This window comes from Rhizomicrobium sp., from assembly GCF_056722145.1.
This window is the reverse complement of the sequence record NZ_JBWZET010000355.1, coordinates 1-11693: the sequence shown is the minus strand read 5'-3', so window position 1 is coordinate 11693 and position 11693 is coordinate 1. Positions and strand designations below refer to the sequence as shown.

At 64.8% G+C, this 11693-nt stretch carries 15 protein-coding genes; 9 read left to right on the top strand and 6 right to left on the bottom strand.

The annotated features are described in order from the left end of the window. The coding region (locus AC1P6P_RS18815; RefSeq protein ID WP_481403979.1) for a hypothetical protein at positions 1–490 on the bottom strand (490 nt) is incomplete at its 3' end. Positions 491–492: 2 nt separating this feature from the next. Continuing rightward, positions 493–1833 carry an Nramp family divalent metal transporter gene (locus tag AC1P6P_RS18810; protein WP_481403981.1) on the bottom strand — a complete coding sequence of 447 codons (1341 nt, stop codon included), beginning with the start codon at positions 1831–1833 and terminating at the stop codon, positions 493–495. Between the two features lie 135 nt (positions 1834–1968). Between AC1P6P_RS18810 and AC1P6P_RS18805 the strand changes: the two genes are divergently transcribed. Next, entirely contained in the window at positions 1969–2376 is a 408-nt protein-coding gene (locus AC1P6P_RS18805) for a bacteriohemerythrin (protein ID WP_481403978.1), read from the top strand. 1 nt (position 2377) lies between these two features. Here the strand turns inward: AC1P6P_RS18805 and AC1P6P_RS18800 are convergent, their stop codons facing one another. Next, positions 2378–3013 (bottom strand): S24 family peptidase, encoded by a 636-nt coding sequence (locus tag AC1P6P_RS18800; RefSeq protein ID WP_481403977.1) that lies wholly within the window; start codon positions 3011–3013, stop codon positions 2378–2380. Positions 3014–3205: 192 nt separating this feature from the next. On the opposite strand from AC1P6P_RS18800, the gene AC1P6P_RS18795 reads away from it, so the two are divergent. The 4 genes from AC1P6P_RS18795 (at position 3206) to AC1P6P_RS18780 (ending at position 6163) form a co-directional block, all read left to right on the top strand. Further along, entirely contained in the window at positions 3206–4267 is a 1062-nt protein-coding gene (locus tag AC1P6P_RS18795; RefSeq protein ID WP_481403976.1) for a quinone-dependent dihydroorotate dehydrogenase, read from the top strand. Between the two features lie 161 nt (positions 4268–4428). Beyond that, positions 4429–4815 (top strand): hypothetical protein, encoded by a 387-nt coding sequence (locus AC1P6P_RS18790; RefSeq protein WP_481403975.1) that lies wholly within the window; start codon positions 4429–4431, stop codon positions 4813–4815. A 41-nt stretch (positions 4816–4856) separates the two neighbouring features. Continuing rightward, positions 4857–5249 carry a DoxX family protein gene (locus AC1P6P_RS18785; RefSeq protein WP_481403974.1) on the top strand — a complete coding sequence of 131 codons (393 nt, stop codon included), beginning with the start codon at positions 4857–4859 and terminating at the stop codon, positions 5247–5249. A gap of 233 nt (positions 5250–5482) precedes the next feature. Then, positions 5483–6163, top strand: a complete 681-nt coding sequence (locus AC1P6P_RS18780; protein ID WP_481403973.1) for a TetR/AcrR family transcriptional regulator — start codon at positions 5483–5485, stop codon at positions 6161–6163. Positions 6164–6318: 155 nt separating this feature from the next. On the opposite strand, the gene leuB is transcribed toward AC1P6P_RS18780, so the two are convergent. From leuB to pdxY, 3 genes are all read right to left on the bottom strand, one after another. After that, complete coding sequence (gene leuB, locus AC1P6P_RS18775) at positions 6319–7428, bottom strand: 3-isopropylmalate dehydrogenase (RefSeq protein ID WP_481403980.1); 1110 nt, start codon at positions 7426–7428, stop codon at positions 6319–6321. 152 nt (positions 7429–7580) lie between these two features. After that, entirely contained in the window at positions 7581–8186 is a 606-nt protein-coding gene (gene leuD / locus AC1P6P_RS18770) for a 3-isopropylmalate dehydratase small subunit (RefSeq protein ID WP_481403972.1), read from the bottom strand. A gap of 302 nt (positions 8187–8488) precedes the next feature. Further along, positions 8489–9349 (bottom strand): pyridoxal kinase PdxY, encoded by an 861-nt coding sequence (gene pdxY, locus AC1P6P_RS18765; protein WP_481403971.1) that lies wholly within the window; start codon positions 9347–9349, stop codon positions 8489–8491. A 93-nt stretch (positions 9350–9442) separates the two neighbouring features. Here pdxY and AC1P6P_RS18760 point away from each other — a divergent pair, with 93 nt between their 5' ends. The 4 genes from AC1P6P_RS18760 to AC1P6P_RS18745 all read left to right on the top strand — a co-directional run. After that, positions 9443–10318, top strand: a complete 876-nt coding sequence (locus tag AC1P6P_RS18760) for an HpcH/HpaI aldolase/citrate lyase family protein (protein ID WP_481403970.1) — start codon at positions 9443–9445, stop codon at positions 10316–10318. 356 nt (positions 10319–10674) lie between these two features. Then, positions 10675–11061, top strand: coding sequence for a succinate dehydrogenase, cytochrome b556 subunit (gene sdhC / locus AC1P6P_RS18755; RefSeq protein WP_481403969.1), 387 nt, complete (start codon positions 10675–10677; stop codon positions 11059–11061). Between the two features lie 10 nt (positions 11062–11071). After that, positions 11072–11461 carry a succinate dehydrogenase, hydrophobic membrane anchor protein gene (sdhD, locus tag AC1P6P_RS18750; RefSeq protein WP_481403968.1) on the top strand — a complete coding sequence of 130 codons (390 nt, stop codon included), beginning with the start codon at positions 11072–11074 and terminating at the stop codon, positions 11459–11461. Between the two features lie 7 nt (positions 11462–11468). Next, positions 11469–11693 (top strand): FAD-binding protein (locus AC1P6P_RS18745; RefSeq protein ID WP_481403967.1); only part of this gene is annotated, 225 nt, incomplete at its 3' end.

The following is an 11693-nucleotide window of genomic DNA, read 5'->3' as shown; positions in this document are numbered from 1 at the left end:
GTTTCAGGTCCTGCTCGAGCAGCGCCTTGGCCTCGGCCCGTGTGGCGGTTTCGAACATCTGGCGGGTGTTGAGCGTCAGCGAAGCACCCTTGAAGCCGCGTGGACCGGGGATGGCGAGGCTGAGCGGCACGCGGCCTTTGACGCCGGTCATCACGAAATCGATGAACCAGTCGTGGCGCACCGTCTTCAGCGGATTGCCGATCAGGATCAGGCTGAGCGTGGTTTCCTCGCCCTCTTCGATTTCCACGAACACGCCGGACAGATCGGGGCGCCAATGTTCGTCGAGGATCGGCAGCTGGCGCCAGCCGCACAGGAACGTCTGGCAGACATGCGGCCGTGTCGGGTAGATCGCGCAGCCGCCCTGGCAATGGCGGCAGGTGACGCCCGCTTCCTTCTGAATCTCCGGCTTGTCGATCGCCATCACCGTGCAGCACGCGGTGCAGGCGCCGCATTCGCGCCCCGGAACCGGATCGAGATCGGTGACTGCCATGGTCAGCCTGTCATCACATGCGCCACCAGCCAGAGATCGGCAGCGGTAAGGCCCGCAAACAAAATCCACGCCGCTGCGATCAGCCAAACCGGTGCCTGCAACTCGCCCATCGTGGTGCGCGCGGCGGTGATGCGGATCAAGGGGTAGAGCGCGAACGGCAATCCCGCCGCCAGCACCACCTGGCTGAGCACCAGCAGCGGGCCGACGCTGCCATCGCCGAGCCAGACGACGCCGATCAGCGCCGGCACCACCGCCAAACCGCGGCTGATGACGCGCCGCTGCCAGCATGGAATGCGGATGTCGAGATAACCTTCCAAGATAACCTGCCCGGCAATGGTGCCGGTGAAAGTGGCCGACAGACCCGAGGCCAGCAGGCCGACGGCGAACACCGCCGCCGACAGCGCCACGCCGGTGGCGGGCGCAAGCAGGCGATGGGCGTCTTCGATGCTGGCGACGCCGGTATGGCCGCCGGCGTGAAAGGCGCCCGCCGCCAGCAGCAGGATGGCGCCGTTGATCGCTATGGCGATGGCCAGCGAGGCGGCGGTATCGAAGGTGTTGAGCGCCAGCGCCGCCCGTTTGCCGCGCGGATCGACCTTGCGGGTCTGCACGATCGACGAATGCAGATAGAGGTTATGCGGCATGATAGTGGCGCCGATGATGCCGATGGCGAGATAGAGCGCATAGGGCGCATCGAGTTTGCCGACCGAGGGTCGCAATCCCTGCGCCAGCGCGCCGAGGTCGGGCGGCGTCAGCACCAGATTGACCAGCAGGCTGGCGCCGATGATGACGATGAGGCCGAGAATGATCGCCTCCACCCGGCGAAAACCGGCGCCTTTGAGGCCGAGCACCAGGAACAGGTCGAACGTCGTCAGGATCACGCCAAGCGCCAGCGGCAGGTGGAACAGCAGCTTCAGCGACAGCGCCGCCCCGAGCACTTCGGCGATGTCGGTGGCAATGATGGCCAGTTCCGCCAGCAGCCACAGCGCGATGTTGACGGGCCGCGAATAGCGCGCGCGGCAGGCCTGGGCGAGGTCCATGCCGGTCAGGCCGAGGCGCGCCGCCAGCGTCTGGAACAGGATCGCGGCCAACCCCGAGGCGGCCACGACGAACAGCAGATCGGTGCCGAGGCGCGAGCCGGCTTCGATGTCGGTCGCCCAATTGCCCGGGTCCATATAGCCGATGGCGACCAACAGGCCCGGTCCTGCCGCTGCGGCGATGCGCTTGAAGACGCTGCCGACCCGCGGCAAAGCGATCTGGCCCTGCACCTCGGCGGGGCAGAAGGGCGCCGTGGCGATGGTGGGCCAGCCGAGAAAATTGCTGAGGCGCGCGACGACACGATTCATGGGCAAGGAAGTAGCGCAGGCGCCGCCAAGCGGCAACGCCTGTGATAGGGGAAAGCCCTGACGCCGCTGTTAAGTCTCGCGCAAGCGTGACGCGATGAAACTGGTATCCGGTGGACACCATTATGGGGACGCGGCATGAGCCTGTTGACGTGGAAAGACGAATTCAGCACCGGGGTGACGCAGTTCGACGACGAACACAAGCGGCTGATCGCGATGATCAACGAGCTGCACGCCGCGATGCTGGCCAGCCGCAGCCAAGATGTCGTGCAGACCGTGCTGAAGAAGCTGGTGCAGTACACCCAGATTCATTTCCGCCACGAGGAAGAGGCGTTCGCCCGTACCGGCTATCCCGATGCCCGCGCCCACGCCGCGCAGCACCAGAAGCTGACCGACCAGGTGATGGCGTTCGTCGCCTCAGGCCGCGAAACCAACGCGCATTTGTCGATCGACGTCCTGAAGTTCCTGAAACTCTGGCTGCTCGAGCACATCGAAAAAAGCGACAAAGCCTACAGCGCCCACCTCAACGCCAACGGCATCAAGTAACCTACTGGCTCGCCCAGATGATGCGGTGGATGAAGGCGACCTCGCTCAAGGCGAAGCTGCGGTCCTCGTAAGCGGGATTGAGCGATTTCAGATCGACCCGCTGGGCGGTCAGCCGCGACAGTTGCTTGGCCAGCACTTCGCCGGCCAGCGTCTTCACCACGACGCGGTCGCCGCGCCGGGGGATGGCGGCGGGGGAGACGATGATGCGGTCGCCGTCACGATAAACCGGCTGCATCGAGTCGCCGGTCACTTCCAGCGCATAAGCGTGCTCATCGCCGAGTTCGGGGAAGGGGATTTCGTCCCAGCCCGCGCCGGACGGAAAACCGGCGTCGTCGAAGAAGCCGTGACTGCCGGCCTGCGCCATGCCGACCAGCGGCACCAGCTTGATCGGCCCGTGCAGGGCGCCATCGCCCGAGACCAGCGCGACGAATTCCTCGAGACTGGCGCTGGTGGCGCCGAGGATTTTGGAGATGCTCTCGGTGGACGGCCAGCGCAGTTTGCCATTGGGGGTACCGCGCTTGGATTTGTTGAATGTGGTGGGATCGAGCCCCGCCTGCTTGGCCAGCCCCGACGCCGACAGCTTGTTCTTGGCTGCGAGCGCATCGATCGCATTCCAGATTTGCTTGTGCGTCAGCATGCGAAATTCCTGGGACAGTTCGAGGTTGGACCAAAACGGCGCTTGCACATCAGCACACCCTGGTCGATGAAACCAACGGGTGACAGCCGGCGAGGCTGCTAAGACGATCGTCCCTGCATTGGCTAATCTTCCTAGCATAGCCGGCTGGATAGGAATTACCACTTTAAGGCGTAAGGAGTCCAGGGGATGGGCGTGATCGACTGGGGAATGGACTTGGCCGTAGCGGCAATCCGGCTGCTTCCCGCGGAGCCCGCGCACCATCTGACGGTCGAGCTAACCGCCCGCTTTGCCATCCTCATTCCGGGCCCGGCCAAGGACGATCCGCGTCTGGCGGTGAATGTGCTCGGGCTGGCGTTTTCCAATCCCTTCGGCATGGCCGCCGGCTCCGACAAGGATGCGCGCGCCTACAAGGGCATGCTGAAGATGGGGCTCGGCCATGTCGAATGCGGCACCGTCACGCCGCGGCCGCAGCCGGGCAATCCGAAACCGCGGATGTACCGGCTGCCCGAGGATGGCGCCGTCATCAACCGCATGGGCTTCAACAACGAAGGCATGGAGGTTTCCGCCGCCCGTCTCGCCCGTCGCAAGCCGGGAAAGCCGCCTGGCCTCATCGGCATCAATATTGGCGCCAACAAGGACAGCGTCGACCGTATCGCCGACTATCGCCTCGGCTATGAAAAACTGGCGGCGCTCGCTGATTATGTGGCGGTGAACGTGTCCTCGCCCAACACGCCGGACCTTCGCGGTCTGCAGGAAAAGAGCGAGTTGGAAACGTTGCTGGCGATGCTGGTGGCGACGCGCGGCGAGGCGAAGAAGCCGATCCTGCTGAAAATCGCACCCGATCTCGACGACGCCGCGCTCGACGACATCGCCGAGGTGGTGCTGGCGAGCGGCATCGACGGGCTGATCGTCACCAACACCACCATCGCGCGGCCCGCGACGCTGAAGAGCCGCCGCGCCGCCGAGACCGGTGGGTTGTCGGGCACGCCGCTGATGGCGCCGTCGACCCGCGTCCTGGCGGAAATGCGCAAGCGCGTCGGCGCGAAGATCGTGCTGGTCGGTGTCGGTGGCGTATCGAGCGGCGAAGACGCCTATGCCAAGATCCGGGCGGGCGCGAGCCTGGTCCAGCTCTACACCGCGCTGGTCTACAACGGCGGCGGTTTGATTCCGAAGCTGAAGCGCGATCTGCTCAAATGCCTCGATCGCGATGGCTACAAGACGGTCGCGGAAGCGGTCGGGTCCGGCGTTAAGTAAGTTCGCGCCCAATCGTGCGGCGACCTGCCTTTTCGCTGGGCAGTTTTTCGCCTCGCTGCGTTGCGTTAAACGCCCTGAAAATAAAGGCTTTTTGGCACGGCGTATTTCGTGCAGGATGGCGCCGCAGACGGGGTCGAATAACGTCGCGGGGGACAACAGCGATGGGTTGGGATGCGGTGTGGCAGTTGGCGCTCAAGCAGTTCAGCGCCGAGGCCGTCGAGATTCGGATCGCCATCATTCTGGTTGCCGCCTTGCTCGCGGTGATGGTTCTCGTCGGTTTGCGCCATGCGTTCCGGCCCGCCGGTCCTGAGCCGCTCGCCAAAGCCGCCGCCGAACCGATGCTGCCGGTGCTGGCAACCGCGGCGGTCATGCCGGTTGCCGGCGAGCCCGCGCCGCCGCCGTTCAAGGTTGCAAAGCCGGTGCTGCGTGCAACCCGAAAGAGCGCAAAGCGTACAATCAACCGCCAGCGTGCGGCGCGCCCGCTAATTCGTCGCGCCAGGACGGCGGAAATCGACACGCCCGCTGCACCACAGCCTCCGCGGCGCTGATTTTTCTGCTATAGTGCGTCTGCTGATGAACGGGGGCGATCATGGCGGAAGACTTCGGCAAATTGGTATTGCGTCTGGGCGTGGGCGGCACGCTGCTTTGCCATGGCGTGCACAAGCTCTTTACCGGACTCGATCCGGTCAAGGCGCTGCTGGCGCCGCACAAGATCCCCGAGGCGCTCGCCTATATCGCCTACTTCGGTGAGATCGTCGGTCCGTTGCTGATCATCGTCGGCCTGTTCGCGCGCTTCGGCGCCTTCCTCGTCGCAGTGGAAGTGGCGGTGTTGGTGGCGCTCGGCGGCGTGGCGCAGCTGATCGCCCTGGCGCCTGATGGCGGCTATGCCCGCGAGCTCCAGGCGCTCTATTTTGCCGGCGCGGTGGCCATTCTGTTGCTCGGTCCGGGCAAAATCGCCATCGGCGGAGGCAAGTATCAGTAGCAGCCGACGCTTTTTCGAAAAATATTTCTCTGGCGTCGCGCGAGTGGCTGTCGGTTCGGTTAATTTGCGAATGAGAGCTATGTGCTTTTTAATAAAGCAAGAATCCGCTTGGAGAGGCGGTAAAGCGCGAACTCTTGCGTCTCATTGGTGTGCCGATAACTTGCCCTAGCGGAAATTGACGAGGAGTCACGGCACGTTAAAGTGCGACATTCTGGACAGGAGGGACCGGTCCGATGGATAGCGCACCGATCAACAGCGATCTCAGCCGAGCCGCCGCAACGGGCAAGCGAGAGCAAACCAAGATTTTGAATCGTCAGCTGATTTTGAATGCGGCCCGGCAGGTATTTGCCGAGCTCGGTTATGGCGCCGCCACCGTGCGCGACATTATCCGGGCAACGCCGCTAGCCTCAGGGACGTTCTACAACTACTTCAAATCGAAGGAAGAAGTGTACCAAGCGATTCGCGATGAAGTCGCACTCGCAATTCGCCCGCGCTTACATGACGAGCGGGTGAAAGCTTCCACCGTGGAGGAGTTCATCTCCTGCACCTTCCGCACCTTCTTCGAATACGTCTCTGACGACCGGGTGAATTTCCGCACCATCCGTCACGCCGCCGATACCACGCGGGTCAGGATGGACACACCCGAAGTCATCGCCGGTTTCGAGGAGCTGCGCGAAGACATCGAACGCGCCATTTCCAAGGGGCTGTTTCCGACCGTCGATCCCGACCTCTTGATGGCGGCGATTGTCGGGGTTGCCTTCGAGGTCGCCGAACGGATGCTGAAGCGGGCGCCGCACGATCCCAAGGCGGCGTCCGACTTCGCCACCGCGCTGTTTCTCGGTGGGGTGCGGGCGTTGCCCGAATCCCAGCACCACGAAGACGGCAACGGCGAACTGAAATCCGACGCGGCGTAGCGACGCCTGTCATCCCGGACGCGCCCTCGTCGATGTTGCCGACTGGCACATGGGCGCGATCCGGGACCTATTTCGGTATCTGACTTGCGTCTGAGTGGGTCCCGGGTCTGCGTGCCCGCCGCTGCGCGTCAAGCACTACGCCCGGGATGACATGCCTACCCGGCCAGCGTGCCCAGCGCCTTCAGGATGGCATCGGTCATTGCCGTGGTGCCGACCCTGGTCATTCCCGGTTGCATGATGTCGCCGGTGCGATAGCCTTCGGCCAGCACGCGTTCCACCGCCTTGTCGAGCAGGGTGGCATCTTCCACGCGGCCGAACGAATAGCGCAGGCACATGCCGAACGACAGGATGGTCGCGATCGGATTGGCGAGGCCCTTGCCGGCGATGTCGGGCGCCGAGCCGTGGATCGGTTCGTAGAGTGCCGGCTGGCGTCCGTCGGAACCCTTGGCGCCGAGCGAGGCCGACGGCAGCATGCCGATCGAACCGGTCAGCTGCGCCGCTTCGTCCGACAGGATGTCGCCGAACAGATTGTCGGTGAGAATGACGTCGAGCGTCTTCGGCGCCCGCACCAGCTGCATGGCGCAATTGTCGGCAAGGATGTCGATCAGTTCCACGTCGGGGAATTCGCTGTCGTGGATGTGGTGTACCACTTCGCGCCACAACACGCCGGTGACCATCACGTTCGACTTCTCGGCCGAGGCCACCTTGTTGCCGCGCAGGCGCGCCAGTTCGAAGGCAACGCGGGCGATCCGTTCGACTTCGTGGGTGTGATAGATCTGGGTGTCCACCGCGCGCTTCTCGCCGTTCGCCAGGGTGACGAGTTCCTTCGGCTGGCCGAAGTACACGCCGCCGGTCAGTTCGCGCACGATCAGGATATCGAGGCCGGAGACGATCTCCGGCTTCAGCGTCGAGGCATCCTTCAGGGCATCGAAGCACAGCGCGGGACGCAAATTCGCGAACAGCTTCATGTCGCCGCGCAAGCGCAGCAGGCCGCGCTCGGGCTTCTGATGGAACGGCAGCTTGTCCCACTTGGGCCCGCCGACCGCGCCGAACAGCACCGCATCGGCGGCGAGCGCTTTCTGCATCATCGCATCGGTCGCCGGTTCGCCATGGGTCTCGAACGAGATGCCGCCGACGAGGTCTTCCTCGGTCTCGTATGCGAAGCCGCGGTTCTTGCCGAACCAGCCAAGGACGCGCTGCTGCGCCTCCATGATTTCCGGGCCAATGCCGTCGCCGGGCAGGATGAGAAGCTTGTAGGTCATGATGCACACTCGTTCATGAAGCCCGCACCCGCGGGCTTAGTTGTTTTTTGTCGTGGCCCGAAAATGCGGGCCATCCAGGTGACACGAGTCAAATCGCCATGAGCGGAAGAGGTGTCACCTGGGTCGCCCGCAGTTGCGGGCGATGACAGGTCGTTCTACAGCCACGGCGCTTGGAGCTTGCGCGCGTCTTCGTAGGACGAAATCTTGGTTTCCTGCTGCAGCGTCAGGCCGATGTCGTCCCAGCCGTTGAGCAGGCACTGGCGGCGGAAGGGATCGACCGCGAATTTGATCATGCCGCCGTCGGGGCCGGTGATCTCCAGCTTTTCGAGGTCGACCGCGACGATGGAGTTGGCGCCGCGGCTGGCGTCGTCGAGCAGTTTATCGATCTCGGATTGCGGCAGGGTGATCGGCAGAATGCCGTTCTTGAAGCAGTTGTTGTAGAAGATGTCGGCGAAGCTCGGCGCGATCACGCAGCGGATGCCGAAGTCGAGCAGGGCCCAGGGAGCGTGCTCACGGCTCGAGCCGCAGCCGAAATTGGCGCCCGCGATCAGGATCTTGGCGTGCTGGTAGGCCGGCTTGTTGAGCACGAAATCCGGATCGACGCTGCCGTCTGGGCGGGTGCGCATCTCGTGGAACAGCGCCGCGCCGAGGCCGGTGCGCAGAATCGTTTTGAGGAATTGCTTGGGGATGATCATGTCGGTGTCGACGTTGATCATCGGCAGTGGCGCTGCGACGCCGCTCAGGGTCGTGAATTTGTCCATTCCTCAGCCTATCGCGCGGCTGCGCGCCGCGATTCTATGTATCTGTGAGGTGCATACCAAACCAGGGCCGACTTGGCCAGTGATTGCCGCGAAAGTTTTTGGTCAGAACCGGGTATGCCACGCAACCTACTGATTATATGACCGTGTCCCTGCGGCGTATCATTGCGCCGGCAGCGCAGAATCGTGACGGCAGGACGAACCGCGCCGATCCTCTCACCGGCAGGGTTGCTTTCCGTGCGGTCATGCCCCATCCCCGTGAGGGACCGGCCCGGCCGGGTGACGGAATCCCGCCGCAACGACGGTCACGCGACCTTGACCACCGGAAACAGCCGTGATGGCGCCACCAGTTCGTCCTGCGCGGCGATCAGTTGCAATTCCCGGGTGCCGGCTCGCAGGGTGGCGGCGAAAATGGCGAAGATCGCTGCCGCCGCGTGCGACAGCGCCGCCACCGGGTCGCCGGTTTCCAGCATCTTGGCCAGGAACAGCGCGGCGACGGCGTCGCCGGCACCGTTGGGGGCCGGATCCACGGCCAGGCGCGGGGTCTGGACCAGCCAGGTTCCGGCCGGGCCGGCCAGCAGCATTTCGATGCTGTCGGCCGGTGCGTCGCCGCGGGTCAGGCTGGTCACCAGGACCAGCGACGGACCCTGCGCCCGCGCCGCCGCTGCGGCGGCCACGGCGCCGGGCAGCGACGAAATCGTCGTCGTGGTCAGGTATTCCAGTTCGAACTGGTTCGGCGTGATGATCTCGGCGGCCGGAACCGCGCTGGCCCGCATGAATTCGGGGATGCCGGGGCGCACGAAAAATCCGCGTCCGACGTCACCCATCACCGGGTCGCAGCAATAGACCGCCCGCGGGTTGGCCGACCGCACCCGCCGGACGGTATCGACGATCACCTGGCCCAGCGCGGCGTCGCCCATATAGCCTGACAGGACGGCGTCGCACTGGCCGATCACCGCACGGGCGGCAATGCCATCAATGACGTCGGCGATATGGGCCGGCGTGAAGACCTGGCCTGTCCATGACCCATAGCCGGTGTGGTTCGAGAACTGCACAGTGTTGACCGGCCAGACATCATGTCCCAGACGCTGCAGGGGGAAGGTCGCGGCACGGTTGCCCACGAAGCCGTAGGCGACATGGGATTGAATCGAAAGGATGCTTTTCATCGTCCGGGAATAGTGCCAGATCACATGTCGGTTGCGCCCCGGTGTCGTCGGCCCGGGGACGCGGACCGGCAATCATAGAAGGGATACCGACGCATGGCCATGACCATTCGTCCCCGCCGCAGCGTGCTCTACATGCCGGGATCCAATTCCCGGGCCCTTGTGAAAGGGGGCAGCGTGCCGGCCGACGGGTTGATCCTGGACCTGGAGGATGCGGTCGCGCCCGACGCCAAGGACGTCGCCCGCGACCAGGTGACGGCGGCGCTCGCCGCCGGCGGTTATGGCCGCCGCGAACGCATGGTCCGGATCAACGGCGAAGGCACGCCGTGGCATCAGGCCGACGTTGCCGCGGCGGCGCGATCGGGGGCGGACGCCGTCGTGCTGCCCAAGGTCGAGGACGCGCCGGCCGTGCGCCGGGTCGAACAGGCACTGGCGGCCGCGGCGGCGCCCGAGTCGTTGCTGATCTGGTGCACGATCGAAACGCCGCTGGGCGTGCTCAATGCGCGTGAGATCGCGGCGGCGTCGCCGCGTGTGGGCGGGCTGGTGATGGGAACGTCGGACCTGGCCGCGGCACTGCATGCCGCCCACACCGCCGACCGCATGCCGATGCTGACCAGCCTCGGCTGGTGCCTGCTGGCAGCACGGGCCTTCGATCTGGCCATTCTCGACGGTGTCCACCTGGATCTCGACGACGATGCCGGGTTCGAACGGGCCTGTCGCCAGGGGATGGACATGGGGTTCGACGGCAAGACATTGATCCATCCCAAGACGATTGCCGTCGCCAACAGGATTTTCGCACCGTCCGCCGCCGACATCGCCCAGGCCCGGAAAATCATCGCCGCCGGCCGCGCCGCGGCGGCGGCGGGCCGCGGCGTGGTCGTGGTCGACGGCAAACTGGTGGAGGCGCTTCACGTCCGCGACGCCGAACGTCTGATCGCGCTGGCCGATGCGGCCGCGGCGATGTCGGCCTGACACCGCAGCCGGCAACAGCGGTCTGCAACCGCGGATTTATGAAGACGCCGATGGAACAAGAACGGACATCGGTGCCGGGGCTGTTGCATCAGATGCCGCTCCGGTGGTGAAATCCATATCCCTTCCGCCGGGAAAATGCGGCGGCGGTGCCTGGAATCCGGCAGCCTGCCGGGGGCCTGAACCGTGTCATCCACGCCCACGACGGGAAAAACAGCGCGGTGACGACGGCGGGGGTCCGTTGACACCGCCTGCCGCCAAGGGTTAAGTCAGGGGCAATTCTAAAGACGCACAAGCGAATTTATTGTTGCCGCGGGTGCCCCGCTCGCTTCGCGACAGCTCCAGTGAGGAAAATCACGATGGCTCACGGCAATCGGCCGCTTTCCCCCCATCTGCAGGTCTATCGACCGCAGATCACTTCGGTGCTTTCGATTTCCCACCGGGCAACGGGTATCGCGTTGACCATCGGGACGCTGCTGTTGGCCTGGTGGCTGGTTGCCGCCGCGAGCGGCCCGGCAGCATTCGCTTCGGTGCAGCATTTCATCGCCTCGCCGCTCGGCCTGCTGCTGCTGTTCGGCTGGACATTCGCGCTGTTTTTCCATCTGTGCTCCGGGATCCGTCATCTGGTATGGGACCTGGGGTACGGGTTCGACATCAAGACCGTCTACGCGTCCGGCTGGACCGTGGTGGGTGCCGCGGTCGTCCTGACCGTGCTCACCTGGATCATTGGCCTGATTGCCTGGTGAGGGGACCGACATGACCGACAATAGCCTGCGCAGCCCCATCAGCCGTGCCCGTGGCCTCGGATCCGCCAAGAGCGGACTCGAGCATTGGTGGTCGGCCCGAGTCGCTGCGGTTGCGTTGATCCCGCTGACGTTGTGGTTCGTGATTTCGCTGTTCCATCTGCTCGGTGCCGACCTGGCAGCGGTCCGGGCCTGGATGGCGTCGCCGACCGTGGCCGCGGCCCTGGTGCTGCTGGTCGGGCTCAGCTTCTATCACGCGGCCCTGGGCGTCCAGATCGTGGTCGAGGACTATGTCCATCACGAGCTGACCAAGCTGGTGGTGATCCTGGTCGAGAAATTCATCCTGTTTGCGCTTGCGGTGGCCAGCATCGTCGCCGTGCTCAAGATTTCGTTCGGAGGCTGAACGCGCCATGGCGACCGCCTATCAGATCATCGATCACAGTTACGACGTCGTCGTCGTCGGCGCCGGTGGCGCCGGTTTGCGCGCGACGTTCGGCATGGCCGAGAAGGGCCTCAAGACGGCCTGCATCACCAAGGTATTCCCGACCCGCAGCCATACCGTCGCCGCACAGGGCGGCGTCGCCGCGTCGCTCGCCAACATGGGCGACGATAACTGGCGCTGGCACATGTACGAC